Origin of the sequence: Streptomyces sp. GbtcB6 (assembly GCF_019091475.1) — a bacterium.
Taxonomy (GTDB): Bacteria; Actinomycetota; Actinomycetes; order Streptomycetales; family Streptomycetaceae; genus Streptomyces; species Streptomyces hyaluromycini.
Map to the genome: position 1 here is coordinate 173899 of NZ_JAGXJL010000016.1, position 19010 is coordinate 192908.

Genomic DNA, 19010 nt, shown 5'->3' on the forward strand with positions numbered 1-19010 from the left:
AGGAGAGATCGCGACCGTCGCAAAGCGGTTTGGGACCCACCCCGGACGGCTTGACTTCTCCATCGGGAAGCCAAACGGGCCAAGTACGACCGGGGTGTGGCCACGGCTGCCCCACTGACGGACGTCTTCCACCTGGCCCGCGTCAGGGTGACCGGCCCCGTGCACGGAGACCTGACCACCTGCCGGTACCGGTACCGGCAGGACCTCCCGTGCGTCACGAGGATCCGCCTCGGCAAACCCCTCCGGCTCAGGCCGTAAGGGTGCTGGTGGGGGCCGGCGGTGCAGGCCCCCACCAGCGGTCAGAACGCCGCGAGGCCGTTCGGCGAGCCGTTGCCCGTGGGCCCGTCGTAGCCGGTGACCCCGTTGCACTGGTAGTCGCCGCCGCAGTCCACGCGCTCCGCGTTGCCGCCGCCCACGACGTCGTTGAGCCCCGCCGTACCGCCGTAGAAGTACGACGCGTCCGCGTACCGCTCCGGGTTGCCCGCCAGGGCGATGACCCCGGCGATGTACGGCGCGGACGCGCTGGTGCCGCCGATGACGACCCACCCGGGATAGCCGCCGTAGCTGTCGTACACCGCCGGACCGGTCAGCGGGTCGGCGACCGCCGAGACGTCGGCGACCATCCGGCCGGGGCAGTTCTCGTCGGTCTGCCAGGCCGGTTTGTCGATCCACGCCGAGCAGCCGCTGCCGGCGCCGCCGTAGGCGTTGCCCCACGCCTGCTCGGTCCAGCCACGGGCGTTGGCCGCCCGGCTGAGCGAGGTGCCGCCGACCGCGGTGACACTGGTGAGATCGGCCGGCCAGTTCGGCACGCCGTACCCGTAGTCGCCGGAGGACACGGTGATCGCCACTCCCGGGTGGCCGTAGGAGGCCGAGTAGCTCTGCAGTCCGTTCACCTCGGCCGTGCCGTAGCTGTTGGACACCTCGGTGGCGCCCAGCGCGACGGCGGTGTCCACGGCCTTGGACAGGTTGGCGACGCTCGCGTCGTTGCCCTCGACGAGCAGGATGCGGCAGTCCGGGCAGGCCGCGGACACCATGTCCAGGTCGAGGGAGATCTCCGCGCCCCAACCGCGGTCCGCCGGCAGCGGTGCGCTCTGCCCCTGCTGGTTGACCTTGCTGAAGCAGCCGTTGGCCGTCGTGCAGGGCGGCAGGCCGTACGTCTGCCGGTACACCGCCAGATCGGCCTCGGCCTTCGGGTCGTCGCCGGCGTCGACGACCGCCACCGTCTGGTCCGCGCCGCCCGAACTCGGCAGGTTGTAGGCCGCGTCCAGGTCGGCGGGGCCGTACCCGCTGGGCAGGGCGGTGGCGGCGGCGGTCGGGCCGCCCGCGGCGTTCGGGCCCCGGACCCCCTTGCCCCCGTCGATGTCGGTGCGGACCAGGGAGAAGCACCGCGCGAAGCCGGGGCTCGCGGCGCCGCACGCCGGAGTCACGCTCGCCGAGGTGGCGTTCGCCGTGGACGGGGCCGCGGCCGCCGCCACGGCGGTCAGGGCCACCAGCAGGGCTCGGACACGGGCACGGGTCGCCGGGGTCATCGGGCACCTCCACTGGCGGCGGTGGACGACGTGGCGGCGGGCTTGGCGATGGTGTAGGCGTTGGTGATCGTCTGGGTGATCGAGCCGCCTGCCGCGTCGGTCGCGGTCACCTTCAGCGCGGGTGAAGTGCCGCGCGCGGAAGCCGGGTTGAGCCACGCGACCTGGTACGTCCCGTGCCGGCCCACGACGAGTGCGGGCTTCCAGGTGGTGCCTCCGTCGTAGGAGACGGACACCTTCGCCGAGGTGATCCGGGAGTGCGAGCCGGCGCCGTCGTAGGAGACATGGCCGACGTCGAGCCGCATGGTCTGGATCGGCCGGTCACTCGTGTTGTTGTTGTCGGAGGTCAGCCGGTAGCCGAGGGTGAGGGCCGGCAGGATCTGGCAGGGGGTGTCCGCCGACTTGCCGAAGCAGGTGTCCGTGTCGGGCAGCGCGCTGCCGCCACCGGTCTGCGGGGTGTACCGGAACGTCAGGTCGGTGTGCGTCCTGGTCGACTGGCTGAACGCCGGATTGGCGCTCAGGTCGGTGTCGTACACCGTGCGGTAGGTCGTCGGCGTCGTCGGCGCCCCCTTGATCTCGACGCCGTACTGGTTCGTCGAGTCGAAGACCTGCTGCCCGTCCGCGTACAGGGTGAAGTGCTGCGGCACCGTCACGAACGCGTAGAAGCCGACGTGCGTCGAGACGCTGTCGACCGCCGGTTCCAGGATCATCGTGAGGTTCGGCCCCGCCGCGCAGGCGTAGCAGAACTGGTATCCGACGTGCCGGGCGAGCGCGGGCCTCAGCGGGCCGTGGTTCCAGTCGACCGAGTACGAGCGGCCGCCGGCGAAGGTGACGGGATCGGCGTACTGCCACACGGCCCCCGGGGAACTGGCCATCTGCGCCCAGGTGCCGCCGTCGCCCGTGCCGAGGTACTCCGTCAGGTCGGCGGGCCACACCTGCCCGTCCCACGGGCTGACCTGCGTGTCCCCGCCGGCCTCGTTGTAGGGGTCGACGAAGCCGGTCAGCAGGGAGCCGTGGTAGGTGTTGTTCGCCGCCGGGTCGATGGCGAAGTGCTGGTGCACCGTGGCGAACGTGCCGGCCGTCGCCGCATGCGTCTGGTCCGCGGGCACCCCGTCCGACCCGTACGCCAGGTCGTAGCGGTATGCGTCGCCCGCCGTGGCCGCCGTGGCGCCCCACTGGACGACGTCGTGGATCTCGCCGACCGCGGCTGCGGGCTGTGCGTTGGTGTACAGCGGGGTGCTGCCCCACATCGTCAGCAGCATGCTGGTCAGGGCGCCGGTCGCGTCCCGCCGGAAGTAGTGCGCCATGAGGATGTCCTGGACCGCCGGACGCGGTGTCCGCACCGAGAACAACGAACTCGCGGTGGTCTCGTCGAGCGACACCGCGGTGGTCCCGGTGGCGGAGACGGCGAAGTCGCTGAGGGTGAACTGGCGCACGGCGGACAGCCGGCCCTGCGCGTCGTAGTCGTAGAAGAGGCCGTAGAGCCCGTAGTTCCCGGCCGGCACCGCGACGCGCGCGACGCCGTTCACCGCGGTGACGGAGGTGTTCTCGCGTGTGAGCGAGTCCGTGTTGTACAGCTGCAGGTAGGCGGTGGCCGGCAGACCGGTCAGCCCCGTCGTGTTGATCTGCAGGATCTTCAGGGGGTACTTGGGGCTGACGGTGCCGTCGGGGGTGTCTTCGCTCGGCGCACCGGCCAGGCTCATCGAGGTCAGCCCGTCGGACAGCGGTGTGCTGCCCGGCCGGCGGCCCGCGGCCACGTCGTCGCCGATCGCCCTGCGCAGCGCCGCGGTGAACGCGGTGCCCGACGAGGCGGTCAGATATCCCCGCGCGGTGGCACCGGACACGGAGGTCAGGGTGACCCCTGCGGGGCCGGCCGGAGTCGCGCCCGGGGCGAAGGACAGGTCGACGGATATTCGGCCGCCGCCACCAGCACTGGCAACGTTGTCAGAGGCCGCGCCGGCGGTGCCGGAACCTTCCTGCTCCTGGGCGAGCCGGGTGATGTCGAAGAGCGAGCGGTCGAGTCCGTTGCCCAGGTAGGGCATCGCCACCGCGGGGATGGCGTAGTGGTCGCCGGACGCGTCGTCGTACGACTCGACGGCGCCGTCCTCGCCCGCGGCGGGGAGCGCGACGTACGTGGGCTTCCGGCCGGGCCGGGTGGTCACGACGATCCGGTCGCCCGTCACCAGCGTGACGGTCGTCGTGTCGGTGCTGACACCGGTCGCCGTCGCCGGGGTGGCGTCGGTGTCCGTGCCGGTACCGGTGTCGGCCGCGGCGGGAAGAGTGGTCAGGAGAGCGCAGGCCGGGCCGACGGAGACGGCGGCGAGACGGCGCCGTCCGGCGGGTCTCTTCGGGGGCCTGAGTGGGGGGAACGGCATCGGGTGTCCAGCCTCCTCGGGTTCGGGCACGAGAACTCACCGCAGAGAGGCCGGACTTCGCACGCGACGGCGACTTTGCACCCGAAGTCGTGACCTTAACTGGGGCAAGCACGCCGCCTTTGGCGCGTGGTTCGCGATCAGTATCGGGACGGGAGAGGCATCGCACAAGAACGCCGCGTCGGCCGGAATCCGGCTTCTGACGCATCGCCAGGCGGCTGTCCGCGGGCGGCTGTCACCCGAGCACGGCGATCTCGCGCCGCGCGCCGCACCACCACCGTGTCCGGTGCGCAGCGGCACGTGACGCCGGACGAGATCACCGTCGGGACGTTCTTCCCGGCGGGCGCCGGTACGGCTGCGCTGCCGCGCACGATGGCCTGATAGGCGGCAAGCGATAGAATCGTGCCATGTCCATCAGCGCCGAATTCCGGCCCACCCGCCCCCACCGGGTCGTCGTACTCGCCCTCGACGGGGTCTACCCGTTCGAGCTGGGGATCCCGAACCGGATCTTCCCCTACGTCCCGGGGGCCTACGAGGTGGTGACCTGCGCGGCGACCGAGGACCGTACGGTGGCGACCAACGCCGACTTCACGATCACCGTCGGGCACGGGCCCGAGGCGCTGGAGAGTGCGGACACCGTGGTCGTGCCGCCGTACGACATGGCGCGGATCGCCGACGAGCTGCCCGAGCCGGTCGCCGCCGCGCTGGCGCGGATCCGGCCCGGTACCCGGATCGTCTCCATCTGCACGGGGGCGTTCACGCTCGCGGCGGCCGGGATGCTCGACGGGCGGCCGGCGACGACGCACTGGGCGCTGGCGCCGCGGTTCCGGCGGATGTTCCCCCAGGTGGCCCTGGATCCGGACGTGTTGTTCATCGACGACGGAGACGTGCTGACCTCGGCGGGTGCGGCCTCCGGTGTCGACGTCTGTCTGCACGTGGTGCGCTCCGACCATGGCAGCGCGGTCGCCAACAGTGTGGCCCGGCAGTGTGTCGTACCGCCGTGGCGGGACGGCGGCCAGGCGCAGTACATCGACCTGCCGGTGCCGGACGAGGGCGCCACCGGTACGGCGGCCACCCGGGCGTGGGCCCTGGAGAACCTGGAACGGCCGCTCGCCCTGCAGGAGCTGGCGGAGCATGCCCGGATGAGCCGGCGCACCTTCGCCCGCCGCTTCCAGGAGGAGACGGGGACGAGCCCGGGGCGCTGGCTGATCCAGCAGCGGGTGCACCGCGCCCGCCATCTCCTGGAGAGCAGCGAGCTCACGGTCGACCGCATCGCGGCCGAGGTCGGCTTCGCCACGGGCACGTCACTGCGGCAGCACCTGCACGCGGCGATCGGCGTCTCCCCGCAGACGTACCGGAACACGTTCCGGGCCACATCGGCGAGCAAGGTCTGAGCGGCAGGCCCGGACCCGCCGGCCGGCGTCGGCGTGCGGGGCGTCCGCCGTCGCCGCCAGGGCGAGGGCGAGTTTGGCGCGGCCCTGGCTGAGGCGGCTGCGCACCGTGCCCACCGGGACCCCGCAGGCGACCGCGACCTGCTGGTAGGAGGTGACGGTGGGCGTGAGATAGCGCAGGACCAGCGGTGTGCGCAGGGCCGGGGAGAGCCGGTCCAGGGCCTCCCAGAGCCAGTCGCGGGCCGCGCGCCGCTCCAGCCACTCCTCCGGACCGGCCTCCGGGGACGGGAGGTCCACCTCGTCCACCGGCCGCACCGGAACGCGGTCGCGCAGCACGGCCCGGCTCGCGTTGCGCACGACCGTGCGCAGCCAGGCGCCGACCGCCGCCGGGTCACGGACGTCCCCGATGCGTTGCAGCGCCGTCAGCGCGGTGTCCTGGAGTACGTCCTCGACGTCCGGACCCGAGCCCAGCAGGCTCAGCGCGACCGCCCGCATCCCCGCCCGGTGCCGTTCCAGCAGTTCCGCGAGGGCGGCGGCCTCACCGGACTGGGCCGCGCGGGTCAGCGCCGCGTCGTCGGCACGTGCGGTACCGGCCGCCGCCGCTTCCCGGGAGGAGTTCGCCGCCACGGCTGCACCTTCTTCATGCGTTCGGTCGTCTTCGGCCGCGATCCAGCCTGGTGCAGGGCGCCGCGGCGGTCTTTCGCCCCGGCGCGTGGTCCTTTCGCTGGGACGCATCGCGCCGGGACGGGCCGGGCCGGGGCCGGGCGCGCCGTCGTTCCGGTTCAGCCGAAGTGGCGGACACGGGCGGCCGTCGCGGGGGCGTACGGGAGCCAGTCGTGGACCGAGCCGGTGCTGACGAACTCGGCGACCGCGGTGCCGAACTCGTGGCCCAGCGCACGCTGGGCGGCTCCGACCCTGCCGAGCATCGGGCTGTCCGGGTAGGCGTCGAAGGTGTTGAAGAGGAAGGGCAGTTCGACGCAGTGGGCGGCGCCGAGGGAGTGCGGGTCCTCGGCCGGGCGGTAGTCGAACTCGTAGACGTGGGTCGCGTTGCCGCCGGCCGCGTGGTGGTCGGCGATCTCCAGCGAGCCGTCGCGGAAGAGCGCGTCCGTGCCGATCGCGGTGAAGATCTGCGCGGGGGTGCCCTGCGGGAGCCGGGCGGCGTACGCGTCGTAGATCTCCCGGGCCCGGTCACCGGCCTGGGCGGACAGGAGGTCCAGTGCGCCGGCGGTGGTGAGGTTCTGGATGTGCGGGTCGAAGGCGAAGAAGGACGTCACCTCGTCGACGGTGGTGCCGATGAGCAGCGGCTTGCCCTCCAGGGCGCCGTCGGTGAGCGCCCGCTGCCAGGTGCGGGGCATGCCGGGGGCGCCGAGCACCGGGTACATCGGCGGGGCGGCGTTGCCGGGGCGCGCGAGCCGGCCCGCGAGCTGTCCGTAGGCGGACAGGAGCTGCTCGGCGGGCAGGGCGCGCAGGGCCTTCGCGGTGTCGGCGCCGGCCGGGATGCCGAGCAGGCGCAGATAGGCCTCGGCGTTCTCGGCCGCGGCCCCGGGGTCCTGCGGCGCCAGGCCGAAGGGGCCGCTCTGCACCAGCACCCGGTCGACGAAGCCGGAGGTCTGCGGGTCGAGCGCCAGGAACAGGGTGGAGTAGGCGCCGGCCGACTGGCCGCCGACCGTCACCTCGCGCGGGTCGCCGCCGAAGGAGGCGATGTTGTCCCGCACCCAGCGCAGCACCGCGGCCTGGTCCTGGGGGCCGAGGTTGGCGGCGCCGATCTCCGGGAGGTAGAGGTAGCCCAGCGGTCCCACCCGGTAGTTGGCGGTGACGACCACGATGTCGCCGAGGGCGGCGAGGCGGCCGCCGTCGTACCAGTCCCAGCCGCCGGAGCCGCTGGTGAAGCCGCCGCCGTGCCACCAGACCAGGACCGGGCGGGGCGTGCCGTCCGCCAGGGCCCCGCGCGGCGCGAAGACGTTGACGGTGAGGCTGCCGTCCTCGTTCCAGTCCGGCTCACGATGTCCCATCACCTGTTCGAGGCGGGACGGCCCCTGGGGAACGGCCGGTCCGGAATGCACCGCCTCCCGCGCGCCCGTCCATCCCGGGTGCGGCCGCGGCGCGGCGAACCGCAGCTCACCGACCGGCGACGCGGCGTACGGGATGCCCCGGAAGGAGACCGCCCCGCCCTCCGCGACCCCCTGGACCCTGCCCCGGTCCGTGGCCACGACCGGGTGCTCGATGTCCGCCATGGTGCTCACCTCTCTCGGTTCGGTTGCGACGTCTCCGATCCTCACCGGGGGTGTGAAAATGAGCCAGAAAGCAGGCTTCGAATCGCGAATACAGGCCATATGATCTGGAGATATGGAGAAAGCACGCCATCAGCTGGACGAGATCGACAGGCGGATCGCCGCCGCGATGCTGGCCTCCCCGCGCGCCTCGTGGCGCACGGTCGGCCGGGTCCTCGGGATCTCGGAGCGGACCGTGGTCCGGCGGGCCGCGCCGCTCTACCACGACGGCACACTGCGGGCCACGGCCGTCCGCAACCCCGTGTGCTTCCCCGACCTGATCCCGCTGGCCCTGCGCATCCGCTGCAAGCCCAACCGGATCAGCGCCATCGCCGCCACCCTGGCCCGCCGCCCCGACACGATCTGGGTGGACATCCTCGGCGGCGGCGACGAGATCTGCACCATCCTGTTCCTGGACGGCGCGGACGCCCGCAACAACCTGCTGCTGCGCGACCTTCCGGCCACCGCGGCGGTCCAGTCCTGGACCTCGCACGCGCTGCTGCGGGTCTTCCCGGCCGGCTTCGGCTGGAGCGGCGGCCTGCTGTCGGCGGAGGAGCTGGCCGGTCTGCGCCAGGACCTGCCGGAGGCCGCCCCGCGCCCCTCGCCCGCTCCCGTCGACCACCAGCTGATCGCCGGGCTGGTCGAGGACGGGCGGGCCTCCTACACGGAGCTCGCGCACCGCGCCGGCATCAGTGCCCTGACCGCCCGCCGGCGCCTGGAGGCGCTGACGGACGGCCTGGTCGTCAGGCTCGCGACCGAGGTCGATCTCGCCCGGCTGGGCATCCGTACCGAGGCGCTGCTGTGGATGACGGTCGCCCCCGGCGGTCTGGAGGAGACCGGCCGGCGGCTGAGCCGCCATCCACAGGTCCGTTTCGCCTCGGCCACCACCGGCCCGGCCAACCTGCTCGTGGCCGTCGCGGCGACCGACCTCGACGCGCTCTACCGCTTCCTGAGCGACACGATCGGCGCCCTGGAACACGTCTCCACGATGGAGGTCACGCCGATCCTGAGCGGGGTCAAGCGGACCGGACTGGTCCGGCCCGGGAGCCTGTGACCGGCCCTGGAGCCGGTGACCGGCCGGGAGCCGGTGACCGTCGGGCTACTTGCCGGGGCACTCCTTCCAGGCCAGGTGGTAGACGGTGCTGATGTCACCGTCGGTGGAGTCCATGGTCATGAAACTGACCTTGCCGGGGTTCGCGCTCCCGGCGTTCACCCGCAGCTCCGTGTTGATGTTGAAGTTGCGCTGGACCCCGCAGGGCGCCCAGACCAGCTGGGCCCAGTCGTTGGTGTCGGTGGCCTGCCAGTTGTCGTTGTAGGGGCCGCCGAAGGGGTGGCTCGCGGCGGCGGTGTTGGACGAGCCCTGGAAGTAGTACGAGGCGCGCTGGGTACCGGTGGCGCCCGGCTGGAGCGAGGCGAAACCGCGGTAGTCGGCGCTGGCGATGGCGTAGGTGAAGCCGCCCGGCACGTGAACGACCAGGTTGAGCTGGCAGTTGCGCCGGAAGGCGGTGGGGTCGGAGTTGCCGCCGGCCTGGGCGAGGTAGGCGCTGTAGGTGACGGTGAAGGCCTCGTTGTCCTCGGACACGGCGACGGCGGTGGTCCCTTGCGGACAGCCGGAGCCGTTCACCGTGGCGACGTTGATCACGATCTTGTCCGGCGGCGGGTCGTCGAAGACCGGCGACGACGAGGCCTTGGCCTGAGCGGGCAGCCCGGCGGTGAGCAGCGCGGCGACCGCTCCGCCGAGCAGGAGTCCGCGTCTCCTGGATCCCATGGTTTCTCCAGTTCGGTGATCGGGTGGGGGGTTACGCCCGCGGCCCTCCGTAGTTCACCTTTGAAGAATCTGTGTGTTTCCTGTGAAGACCGGGGCGCTCGCATCGTAGGAACGCCCGCACGGACCGGTCAGGGCCAACTCCGGCCATTCACAGTCCCGGATTTCACAGCCCGTCAGGGCTTCAGGGGTTCTCCCACGCCGCCGGTTCCGCCGCCAGCGCCCGTACCGGCTCCGGCAGGGCGTCCGCCGCGATGTCCGCCACCGTGACGCCTTCGAGGATCTTGCGGACGTTGGCGCGCAGGGCGATCCACAGGGGCAGCAGCGGCTGGGCGGTGCCGGTGTAGGCCAGACCCGTCGGGCGTTCCCCCCGTACCGAGACGATCGGGCCGTCCACCGCGCGGATCAGGTCCGCCACGGTGATCGCGGACGCGTCCCGCGCCAGCCGGTAGCCGCCGCCCCCGCCACGCCGGCTGTCGACGATCCCGGCGCGCCGGAGGTCACCCAGAATGCCCTCCAGGAACTTGTGCGGAATCTCCTGCGCACCGGCGATCTCCTCCGCCTTCACAGGGCCCTCCCCCTGCCGTACGGCGAGCTCCAGTACCGCCCGTACCGCGTAATCCGCTCGTGCCGAGATCCTCATGCGTCCATTGTGGGGCGTCCTCCCGTGGACAATGGCCGCACCCGCGCCCCGTAAGATCGCCCGGGAGGATCCCTTGGCGCTCAGCAGACGTACCTTCAGTGCCCTCGCCGGCTCGGCCGCGCTCGGTTTCGCCCTGGGCGGCAGCGGCGGGCCAGGAGCGCCCTCGGCGTACGCGGCGCGCAGCGTGCCGACCGGTCCGCCCCCCGCCGCGCCGCACGCCGACGGGCAGCCGCACACGATCGGCTACGACCACTACTCCCTCCTCGTCGACGGCAGGCGGCTGGTGGTCTGGTCCGGCGAGCTGCACCCCTTCCGCCTCCCGAGCCCGTCCCTGTGGCGGGACGTGCTGGAGAAGATGCGTGCGCACGGCTACAACACGGTCAGCATCTACGTGGCGTGGAACTACCACTCCCCCGCACCCGGCGAGTACGACTTCACCGGCGTACGCGACCTCGATCTCTTCCTGCGCACAGCGGCCGAGACCGGGCTGTACGTCATCCTCCGCCCCGGCCCCTACATCAACGCCGAGGTCGACGCCGGCGGCTTCCCCGGCTGGCTCACCGCCACCGAGGGCGCCGCCCGCTCCACCGACCCCGCCTACCTCGGCCACGTCGACGAGTGGCTGACGGCCGTCAACCGCATCGTGCGCCGCCACCAGCACACGGACGGCGGCGGAACCGTCCTCCTCTACCAGATCGAGAACGAGTACGACGGCCACGTCACCGACCCGACCGGCCCCGCCTACATGTCCCACCTCTACAAGAAGGTGCGGGCCGACGGCATCGACGTCCCCCTCTTCCACAACGACAAGGGCCGCAACGGCTACTGGATCCCCGGCTCCTTCGACACCGGCGGCGAGACCGGCAAGTGGCTGTACGGCTTCGACGGCTATCCCTCGCCTTCTCAGCCCGCCCCGGACTGGGGTGACTTCGGGATCGGCGGCCTCAAGGGCGGCGCGACCGCGAGCCCGCGTACGCCCGGGTTCGTGCCGGAGTTCGGGGGCGGCTGGTTCGACCCGTGGGGCGGGGTCGAGTTCGGCGGCAAGGGGTACGCCGAGTCCCGGCGCACCCGGGACGCGGCCTACGAACGCCGCTTCTACCTCACCAACCTCGCCAACGGCCTCACCCTCCACAACGTCTACATGACCTACGGCGGCACCACCTGGGGCTGGCTGCCCGCGCCGGTCGTCTACACGTCGTACGACTACGGCGCGGCCATCGACGAGGCCCGCAACGTCACGCCGAAGATCGCGCCGATGCACCAGCTCGGCCACCTCCTCCAGCGCGTCCCGGACTTCGCGAAGCTGGACCGCGCGGCCGACGTCCACGTGGCCGGGCTGAAGACGTACCACCTCACCAACCCCGACACCCAGGCGCACGTCTACGTCCTGCGCAACGACGGCACGAGCGAGGTCACCTCCACGCTCCGGACCGCCGACGGCGACGACGTCGAAATGACCGTCCCGGCCAACGACGCCCGGCTCGTCACCACCGGCCTCTCCCTCGGCAAGCGGAAGCTGCGCTACTGCACCGCCCAGCCGATGTTCGTGCTCACCGCCGGCCGCTATGACGTCGCCCTGTTCACCGGCCGGTACGGCGAGATGGCGCACCTGGTCCTCGAATGCCCGACCGAGCCCTTCGTCCAACGCCTCGACGCCGAGGCGGCCTGGGTCTACGACCAGGGCGTCCTGCACGTCACCGCACCGCTCGGGCAGGGCGGGCTGACCAGGGTCCTGGTCCAGCGCGGCGAGACCGACACCCCGCTGCTCCTTCTCTTCGCCGACGACGCGACGTCCCTGCGCCTGTTCCCGTACGACACCCCGTCCGGCACGCTCCTCGTCTACGGTCCGGCGCTGCTGCGCCACGCGAAGATCAGCGGGTCGGCCGTCCAGCTCACCGGGGACACGGTCGGCGCGACCGGCCTGGAGGTCTGGGGACCCCGCGGGATCGCCTCGGTCACCTGGAACGGGCGGCCGGTGCCGACGCGGGTGAGCCTCTCGGAGAGTCTGGTCGCCCTGTCGGACATGCCGGGGGCGCCGCGGCCGGCGCTGCCGGTCCTCGCCGACTGGCGCCGGAAGGCCGAGAACCCTGAAGCGGCGACCGGCTTCGACGACTCCGCATGGACGGTCGCCGACAAGAAGACGTCGTTCAGCACGACGGCGGTCCCGGCGGGCCAGCCGGTGCTCTTCGCCGACGACTACGGCTTCCACTACGGGGACGTCTGGTACCGGGGCCGGGTGGAGGGTGACCTGTCGGACCTGGAGTCGGTCTCCCTCGCCTACAGCACAGGCACCCAGGGCATGCTGATGGCCTGGCTGGACGGGGTGCCGCTGGGCTCGCACCGGATGCCGGTGCCGGACGCGAAGACGGTACGGAAGGGGAGCTGGACGGCCACGGCCGAGTTCTCCGCCGCCGGATTGAAAAAGAAGCAGAGAAGGAAGCAGCAGCATGTGCTGTCCGTGCTGGTGCGGCGGATGCAGCACGACATGGACGGCGCGTCCCTGGACACCCACAAGGCGGCCCGCGGGCTGACCGCCGCCTCCTTCAAGGGGGCCTCGCCGAAGGTGAGTTGGCGGATCCAGGGGGCCGCGGCGCCGGATCCCGTGCGGGGGCCGCAGAACAACGGCGGGCTGTACGGGGAGCGGGAGGGGTGGCATCTGCCCGGGTTCGCGGACGGCGGGTGGGAGGCGGCCGAACTTCCGCGCGCCGACAAGGGGATGGGGGTCACCTGGTACCGGACCGGGTTCCGGATGTCCGTGCCGGACGGGGTCGATGCTTCGGTGGGGCTGGTGCTGGAGGATGATCCGGCGCGTGCCTATCGGGTGCAGATCTTCCTCAACGGGTGGAACTTGGGGCAGTACGTCAATGACGTGGGGCCGCAGCACACGTTTGTGCTGCCGAGCGGGATCTTGCGGACGCGGGGCTCGAACACGTTGGCCCTGGCTGTGCTTTCGGATGGGACGAGCGAGTTCGGGCCCGGAGTTGTGCGACTGGAGTTGCTGGGGAGTGCGGCCGGAGGAGTGGAGGTTGTGGGGGTGGACTCCCCCGGCCGTTAGCTGCGGGCCGGTGGGGGCTGGTCGCGCAGTTCCCCGCGCCCCTAAAAGCAAGGGGCGCTGACCCTTAGGCCAGTCGGATCATGTTCCAGGACAAGGGTTCGAGAACGGCCGTCAGCGTGCCGTCGGTCAACGTCGTGCCCTCGGCCGGATGAGGGCTAACCCGCTCGGGTTCCTCCAGGGTGTTGCGGGCGTTCGCGTCCTCGTCCGACAGGACGCTGTGCTCCGTCACCGACGTCAGGTCCAGGCCGCCCAGGGCCACTTCCAGCGGCAGCGCCTCCGTCCGGCTGCGGTTCACGGCGAAGACGGTGACCGTGCCGTCCTCGGCCCTGACCGCCGTCGCGTGCAGGAGGCTCGTCTCGCCGTACTTCTTCGTGTCGTACGTCGGTGAGTCCACGCGTACGTCCAGGACCTGGCCCCTGCCGTACCGGGACGCCTGGGCGAAGGGGAAGAACGTCGTCTGGCGCCAGGCGGGGCCGCCGGGCTCCGTCATGATCGGGGCGATGACGTTGACCAGCTGGGCCAGGCAGGCGACCGTGACGCGGTCGGCGTGGCGGAGCAGGGCGATGAGGAGGGAGCCGAAGACGACGGCGTCCAGGACGCTGTAGTTGTCCTCCAGGAGGCGGGGGGCCTCGGGCCAGTCCCGCACGTCGGAGTTCTCGATCGCATGCCACTTCGAGGTGTACCAGACGTTCCACTCGTCGAAGGAGAGGTTGATCTTCTTCTTGGACTTCAGCCTGGCGCCCACGTGGTCACAGGTGGCGACCACGTTCTCGATGAAGGACTCCATGTCGACGGCGGAGGCCAGGAAGGAGTCGACGTCGCCGTCCTGGGGCTCGTAGTAGGCGTGCAGGGAGATGTAGTCGACCAGGTCGTACGTCTCCGCGAGGACCGTCGCCTCCCACTCGGCGAAGGTCGGCATGGACTGGCTGGAGGAACCGCAGGCGACCAGTTCCACGGACGGGTCCATCTGGCGCATGGCGCGGGCGGTCTCGGCGGCGATACGGCCGTATTCCCCGGCGGTCTTGTGGCCGGTCTGCCAGGGGCCGTCCATCTCGTTGCCCAGACACCAGACCTTGATGCCGAAGGGGTCCTTGTCGCCGTGGGCGGCGCGGAGGTCCGACAGGGTGGTTCCCGAGGGCTGGTTGGCGTACTCCTGGAGTTCCAGGGCCTCCGCCACGCCCCGCGTGCCGAGGTTGATCGCCATCATGGGCTCGGCCTGCGGGCCGACCTTCTTCAGGAAGGCGATGTACTCGGAGAGGCCGAACCGGTTGGTCTCCGTCGACCGCCAGGCAAGGTCGAGGCGGCGCGGGCGGTCCTCGACCGGGCCGACCGAGTCCTCCCACTTGTAGCCGGAGACGAAGTTGCCGCCGGGGTAGCGGAGGGTGGTGACGCCGAGTTCGCGGACCAGGTCGAGGACGTCGGTGCGGAGGCCTTCGGCGTCGGCCGTGGGGTGGGTCGACTCGAAGATGCCGGTGTAGACGCAGCGGCCTAGGTGCTCGACGAAGGAGCCGAAGAGGCGGGGGTTGACTTCGCCGATGGTGAAGGCGGGGTCGAGGGTGAAGCGGGCGGTGCGCAATGTTCGCCTTTCGGGGTGGGTGGTTCTCAATCGTGGGCGGGTGCGGGTGGGTGGGGGTTGCTCGCGCCCACGCGGCGGAGCCGCAAATGGACACAGCCCCGCGCCCCTGAAGGGGCGCTGCCCCTAGCTGAGTTTCGGCCAGCCGTTCTCTGTCCAACCCAGCCTGTTCAGGCCCAGCTTTGGCGTGCCGTTGTCGGCTGCGTCGTAGTAGTGGTACGCCAGCCAGGTCTTGCCGTGCGTGCGGAAGGTTGATTCGCCGCCCGGGCCTATGTACCTGCCGTGGCTCGCCAGCAGCAGGTCGCCGCCGCCCTCCAGCATCGGCGTGCCCGTGCTGTCGGCGTACGGGCCCGTCACCGACGTCGAGCGGCCCACCCTGATCTTGTAGGTGGAGTTCACTCCGGCGCAGCAGGCGTCGTACGAGGCGAAGAGGTAGTAGTAGCGGCCGTGGTGGAGGATCGAGGCGCCTTCGACGGCGTAGGGGGCGTCGGGGCGGGTGGCGAGGTGGGCGACCGGGGAACCCGGGACCGCCTTGCCGGTTCCGGGGTTCAGCTGGACCATGCGGATGCCCGTCCAGTACGAGCCGAACGCCATCCACAGCTTGCCGTCGGCTCGGGTGATCGCCGGGTCGATGGCGTTCCAGGAGTCCGTCGTCTCCGACGAGAACGCCCTGCCGTGGTCGGTCCAGGTGCCGGGGAGGCCCGTCGGGGAGGTGGCCACGCCGATCGCGGAGTGGTTGGTGCCCCAGGAGGAGACGGCGTAGTAGAGCCAGTAGCGGCCGTCGCGGTAGGAGAGGTCGGGGGCCCAGGGGTCGGCGGTGGAGTTGTAGTCGTACCACCAGCTCGGCGGTGTGGTGAACGCGTTGCCCGCGTCGGTCCAGTCGCGGAGGTTCGTGGAGAGGCGGGCGCCGATGATGCCGCCGGTGGAGTAGGCGACGTACTGGCCGTTCCCGAGCCGGTGGACGGTGGGGTCGTGGATGATCTGCTGGCCGGTGAGGGGGAGCGGGTCGGGGTAGGTGGGGTCCGCGGAGGCGGTGGTGGGGAGAAGGGCCATTGCCGCGGCCGCGAGCAGGGCGGCGAGTCTGGGAAGTCGCTTCAACTCCGGCTCCTCACTGGCCGGCCAGGCCCGTGTGGGCCACGCCGCGCACGATCTGGCTCTGGAAGAAGACGAACACGATGATCAGCGGGAGGCCCGCGATCAGGCCGCCGGCCATCAGCTGCGGCCAGACGATACCGAAGGCGTTCTGCACGGTCGCGATGCCGTTCGGCATCGTCATCAGGTCGGGGTTGTTGGTCACCATGTACGGCCACAGGAAGTTGTTCCAGGAGGCTATGAAGGTGAAGATGCCCACCGCCGAGAGGGCCGGCTTGGAGAGGGGGAGGACGATCGTGAAGAAGATGCGCCAGCGGCCGGCGCCGTCGATGAAGGCGGCCTCCTCCAGCTCCTTGGGCAGGGACTGGAAGAACTTGTAGAGGATGTAGACCATCGCGGCGGGGGCGCACTGGGGGAGGATCATGCCCCAGTAGGTGTCCACCATGCCGAGCGACTGGACCGTGGTGAACAGCGGGACGCCGAGGATGGCCGGGGAGAACATCAGGCCCGCCATGGTGAGCGAGAGCAGGACGCCCTTGCCGCGGAACTCGGTGCGGGCGAAGCCGTATCCGGCGAGGGACGCGACGAGCAGCACGACGAAGGTCACGCAGACCGAGACGACGACCGAGTTGACGAACCAGTCGGGGATGTTGCCGGCGTCGAAGATGCCCTTCCAGGAGTCCCAGGTGACATGGTCCGGGATCCAGTGCGGGGAGGCGACGGACTCGGTCGAGGTCTTGAGCGAGGTGGACAGGGCCCAGAAGAGCGGGGCGATCCAGAGGAGGGAGAGGGCGGCGGCGATCGCCGTGAGGGCGATCTGGGCCGGGGTCCAGGTGGAGCGCGGCTTGCGGAACGGGGGTGTCGTGGTGCTCATCGGGTGGCCTCCTCGCGGGTGCGCAGCAGCCACATCCGGGCCAGGGCGACGGCCGCGACGATGATGAAGAGGATCATGGAGATCGCGGATGCGTAGCCCACGCGGTAGCTGGTGAAGCCCTGCTCGATCATGTACTGCACGAAGGTCCGGGTGGAGTTCTCGGGTCCTGAGCCGAACTGGAACATGATGACGACCTGGTCGTAGACCTGGAGCGAGGCCAGGATCTGGAGCGCGACGACCAGACCGGTGATGTTGCGCAGGTTGGGGACCGTGATGTGGATCATCCGCTGGAAGGCGTTCGCGCCGTCCAGTTCGGCCGCCTCGTAGAGGTGCTGGGGGATGTTCTGGAGGGCGGCCAGGTAGAGGAGGAAGGAGAAGCCGACGGTCCACCACAGGGTGGCGATGACGCTCGCGAGCAGGGCCGTGGACTTCTGGGTGAGCCAGGGGGTGTCCAGGCCGAGGGTGTGGTTGACCAGGCCGTTGACCGGCTGGAAGAGCCACCACCAGAGGTTGGCGACGACGGCCGACGGGAGCAGGAACGGGGCGAAGAAGCAGAACCGCCACAGCCACTTGAAGTGGACGGTGTGGTGGGCGATCAGCGCCATCAGGAGTGCCATGACGACGATCAGCGGGACCACCCAGAGGGTGAACCTGACGCTGTGCCACAGGGACTGCCAGACCAGGTCGTCCTGGAGGGCCTCGCGGTAGTTGTCCAGGCCGATGAAGCTGGTGCGGTCGCCGGAGATGTTGGCGTCCGTGAAGGACAGGTACAGGCCGCGAACGATGGGGACCAGGACGAAGAGGCCGTACAGGACGAAGAACGGGGTGACGAACCAGCCGCCGTGCTGGAGGCGGCGGCCCCAGCGCAGGCGCAGGGTGTCGGCGCCGGTGGCGGTGCGCGCCACGCGCGGGGCGGCGGGGACGGCCGTCGTGGAGGCGGTGGAGCTCATGCGCCGGCTCCCTTCAGCTCCTGGGCGGCGGTCCTGCCGTCCATCGGGTTCTTCGAGGCCAGCAGGGCCTCCACGGCGCTCTTCATGGCGCGGGCGGTGGCGTCCGGTTTGGTGGAGCCGAGGTTGGAGCCGGCGATGAGCGGGCCGACCCGCTTGGAGAGGGTGCCGGTGGAGCCGGCGAACCAGATGTGCGGCTCGGTGGCGAGGTGCCCCATGGCGTCCTGGGAGTACTCGCGCTGCGGCGAGAGCTTCGTGTACGCCGGGTCCTTGAAGGTCGGCAGATAGGCGGGGACGTGGCCGCCCTGGGCCCAGGTCGCCGCGTTCTTCACCAGGTAGGCGGCGAGCGCGTAGGCGCCCTCGTCGGCGGCGCCGCCGCGGTCGGCCTGGTGGGGCAGGACGAAGGAGTGGGACTCGGCGTGGGTGCCGGGGGTGCCGAAGACCGGGGGCAGGGGCGTGGCGCCGTAGTCGATCTTCGCGGGGGTGTAGACCGGGACCGACCAGTCGCCCTCCCAGACGAAGGGGGCGCCGGCCAGGAACATCGCGGCGTCGTCCGAACCCGCGATCGCGTAGCCGTCGGTGACGTGCTTGCGGAGGAACTCCAGGACCCGGGTGGCCTTGTCGGTGTCGAAGACGACGCCGGTCTGGTCGGCATTGAAGTAGCCGCCGCCGAGCTGCTGGTAGAAGGCGACGAAGAACCACCAGGAGAAGTTCTGGTCGTTGGCGTGCATGCCGAGGGTCTGCAGGCCGCCCCTGACCTTCGACTTGGCGGCCTTGAGCATGGCGAACCAGTCGTCCTCGGAGGTGGCGTGCGGCAGCCTGCCGTCCGCGTCGAGCAGGCCCGCCTTCCGGCAGACGTCCTTGCGGTAGAAGTTCAGCTGGACGTGGACGTCCAGGGGCAGGGCGTACAGCTCGCCGCCGACGACGCCGCGTTTCCACAGGGTGGGGTTGAAGTCGGCCTCGCGGACGCCGTGTTCGGCGAGGAGGCCGATGTCCCAGGGGTCGAGGAGGCGCCCCGGTGCGAAGCCGGTGACCCGGCCCTGGTGCATGACGGCCAGGTCGGGGGCGCGGTTGCCGGCGGCCGCCATGGCGAGCTTGGTGTAGTAGGGGTCGCCCCAGGTGAGCGTGGACGCCTTGACGTCCGTGTCCGGGTGGGCCGCGTGGAAGGCGTCCACCATGGCCTGCATGTTGGCGCCGTCGCCGCCGGAGAAGAGGTTCCAGTAGCGGACGCGGGTGCGCGCGCTCGATGTCAGTGCGTCGGCGCCGGTGCCGAGGGCCGCGAAGCCGAAGCTCGCCGCCACCGCCAGCCCGCTTGCCGTGCCCAGTAGTTGCCTGCGACTGAGGCCAGGTCGTCCCATTGCCTGCCCTTACCTCCGGGATCCGTCGTGCTCGTGATCGCGCCCGTAACCCTTGTTCGAAATATCGGCTCATGCTCGTAACTTCGAACGGGACCGTAAAATCGAAGCGCTTGCGCGTCAATGGGTCCGGCGTGACTTTCCTGT

General features: G+C 71.2%; 14 protein-coding genes. 3 read left to right on the forward strand and 11 right to left on the reverse strand.

Annotated elements, in window-relative coordinates; translation table 11 throughout:
• Positions 1 to 299: 299 nt before the first annotated feature.
• Together KVT45_RS26890 and KVT45_RS26895 are read right to left on the reverse strand one after the other, a co-directional pair.
• Positions 300 to 1529 carry a peptidase S8 gene (locus KVT45_RS26890; protein ID WP_217551658.1) on the reverse strand — a complete coding sequence of 410 codons (1230 nt, stop codon included), beginning with the start codon at positions 1527 to 1529 and terminating at the stop codon, positions 300 to 302.
• Positions 1526 to 3901, reverse strand: a complete 2376-nt coding sequence (locus KVT45_RS26895) for a hypothetical protein (protein ID WP_217551659.1) — start codon at positions 3899 to 3901, stop codon at positions 1526 to 1528. Before KVT45_RS26895 ends, KVT45_RS26890 begins: the two co-directional genes overlap by 4 nt.
• Before the next feature lie 404 nt (positions 3902 to 4305).
• Between KVT45_RS26895 and KVT45_RS26900 the strand changes: the two genes are divergently transcribed.
• Positions 4306 to 5292: a GlxA family transcriptional regulator gene (locus tag KVT45_RS26900; RefSeq protein WP_217551660.1), complete on the forward strand. Its 987-nt coding sequence runs from the start codon at positions 4306 to 4308 to the stop codon at positions 5290 to 5292.
• On the opposite strand, the gene KVT45_RS26905 is transcribed toward KVT45_RS26900, so the two are convergent.
• A complete protein-coding gene (locus KVT45_RS26905) occupies positions 5203 to 5916 on the reverse strand; it encodes a sigma-70 family RNA polymerase sigma factor (protein WP_308310871.1) in 714 nt (237 codons plus the stop codon). The genes KVT45_RS26900 and KVT45_RS26905 overlap by 90 nt on opposite strands.
• A gap of 155 nt (positions 5917 to 6071) precedes the next feature.
• Positions 6072 to 7523: a carboxylesterase/lipase family protein gene (locus tag KVT45_RS26910; protein ID WP_217551662.1), complete on the reverse strand. Its 1452-nt coding sequence runs from the start codon at positions 7521 to 7523 to the stop codon at positions 6072 to 6074.
• Positions 7524 to 7635: 112 nt separating this feature from the next.
• Here KVT45_RS26910 and KVT45_RS26915 point away from each other — a divergent pair, with 112 nt between their 5' ends.
• A complete protein-coding gene (locus tag KVT45_RS26915) occupies positions 7636 to 8613 on the forward strand; it encodes an Lrp/AsnC family transcriptional regulator (protein WP_217551663.1) in 978 nt (325 codons plus the stop codon).
• A 45-nt stretch (positions 8614 to 8658) separates the two neighbouring features.
• Here KVT45_RS26915 and KVT45_RS26920 read toward each other — a convergent pair whose 3' ends face one another.
• Complete coding sequence (locus KVT45_RS26920; protein ID WP_217551664.1) at positions 8659 to 9327, reverse strand: DUF4360 domain-containing protein; 669 nt, start codon at positions 9325 to 9327, stop codon at positions 8659 to 8661.
• Positions 9328 to 9508: 181 nt separating this feature from the next.
• Complete coding sequence (locus KVT45_RS26925) at positions 9509 to 9967, reverse strand: Rrf2 family transcriptional regulator (RefSeq protein WP_089101486.1); 459 nt, start codon at positions 9965 to 9967, stop codon at positions 9509 to 9511.
• A 73-nt stretch (positions 9968 to 10040) separates the two neighbouring features.
• Between KVT45_RS26925 and KVT45_RS26930 the strand changes: the two genes are divergently transcribed.
• On the forward strand, positions 10041 to 13022 hold the full coding sequence (locus KVT45_RS26930) for a beta-galactosidase (RefSeq protein ID WP_217551665.1): 2982 nt from the start codon (positions 10041 to 10043) through the stop codon (positions 13020 to 13022).
• Between the two features lie 64 nt (positions 13023 to 13086).
• Here KVT45_RS26930 and KVT45_RS26935 read toward each other — a convergent pair whose 3' ends face one another.
• The 5 genes from KVT45_RS26935 to KVT45_RS26955 all read right to left on the reverse strand — a co-directional run bounded on the left by KVT45_RS26935 (position 13087) and on the right by KVT45_RS26955 (position 18866).
• Positions 13087 to 14598, reverse strand: coding sequence for an alpha-N-arabinofuranosidase (locus tag KVT45_RS26935; protein WP_217551666.1), 1512 nt, complete (start codon positions 14596 to 14598; stop codon positions 13087 to 13089).
• Positions 14599 to 14721: 123 nt separating this feature from the next.
• Entirely contained in the window at positions 14722 to 15648 is a 927-nt protein-coding gene (locus KVT45_RS26940) for an arabinan endo-1,5-alpha-L-arabinosidase (RefSeq protein WP_217551706.1), read from the reverse strand.
• Between the two features lie 55 nt (positions 15649 to 15703).
• A complete protein-coding gene (locus KVT45_RS26945; RefSeq protein ID WP_217551667.1) occupies positions 15704 to 16561 on the reverse strand; it encodes a carbohydrate ABC transporter permease in 858 nt (285 codons plus the stop codon).
• The gene (locus tag KVT45_RS26950) at positions 16558 to 17511 is read right to left on the reverse strand and encodes a carbohydrate ABC transporter permease (protein WP_217551668.1); all 954 of its coding nucleotides are present in this window, start codon (positions 17509 to 17511) and stop codon (positions 16558 to 16560) included. The genes KVT45_RS26945 and KVT45_RS26950 overlap by 4 nt, the downstream gene beginning before the upstream one ends.
• Entirely contained in the window at positions 17508 to 18866 is a 1359-nt protein-coding gene (locus KVT45_RS26955) for an extracellular solute-binding protein (protein WP_217551669.1), read from the reverse strand. Before KVT45_RS26955 ends, KVT45_RS26950 begins: the two co-directional genes overlap by 4 nt.
• Positions 18867 to 19010 lie beyond the last annotated feature (144 nt).

What these genes read in the sequence shown, in the direction of transcription:
- KVT45_RS26890 (WP_217551658.1), bottom strand. Translation starts at nt 1,529, where the DNA reads ATGACCCCGGCGACCCGTGCCCGTGTCCGAGCCCTGCTGGTGGCCCTG.
- KVT45_RS26910 (WP_217551662.1), bottom strand. Translation starts at nt 7,523, where the DNA reads ATGGCGGACATCGAGCACCCGGTCGTGGCCACGGACCGGGGCAGGGTC.
- KVT45_RS26955 (WP_217551669.1), bottom strand. Translation starts at nt 18,866, where the DNA reads ATGGGACGACCTGGCCTCAGTCGCAGGCAACTACTGGGCACGGCAAGC.
- KVT45_RS26925 (WP_089101486.1), bottom strand. Translation starts at nt 9,967, where the DNA reads ATGAGGATCTCGGCACGAGCGGATTACGCGGTACGGGCGGTACTGGAG.
- KVT45_RS26915 (WP_217551663.1), top strand. Translation starts at nt 7,636, where the DNA reads ATGGAGAAAGCACGCCATCAGCTGGACGAGATCGACAGGCGGATCGCC.
- KVT45_RS26900 (WP_217551660.1), top strand. Translation starts at nt 4,306, where the DNA reads ATGTCCATCAGCGCCGAATTCCGGCCCACCCGCCCCCACCGGGTCGTC.
- KVT45_RS26895 (WP_217551659.1), bottom strand. Translation starts at nt 3,901, where the DNA reads ATGCCGTTCCCCCCACTCAGGCCCCCGAAGAGACCCGCCGGACGGCGC.
- KVT45_RS26940 (WP_217551706.1), bottom strand. Translation starts at nt 15,648, where the DNA reads ATGGCCCTTCTCCCCACCACCGCCTCCGCGGACCCCACCTACCCCGAC.
- KVT45_RS26945 (WP_217551667.1), bottom strand. Translation starts at nt 16,561, where the DNA reads ATGAGCACCACGACACCCCCGTTCCGCAAGCCGCGCTCCACCTGGACC.
- KVT45_RS26950 (WP_217551668.1), bottom strand. Translation starts at nt 17,511, where the DNA reads ATGAGCTCCACCGCCTCCACGACGGCCGTCCCCGCCGCCCCGCGCGTG.
- KVT45_RS26920 (WP_217551664.1), bottom strand. Translation starts at nt 9,327, where the DNA reads ATGGGATCCAGGAGACGCGGACTCCTGCTCGGCGGAGCGGTCGCCGCG.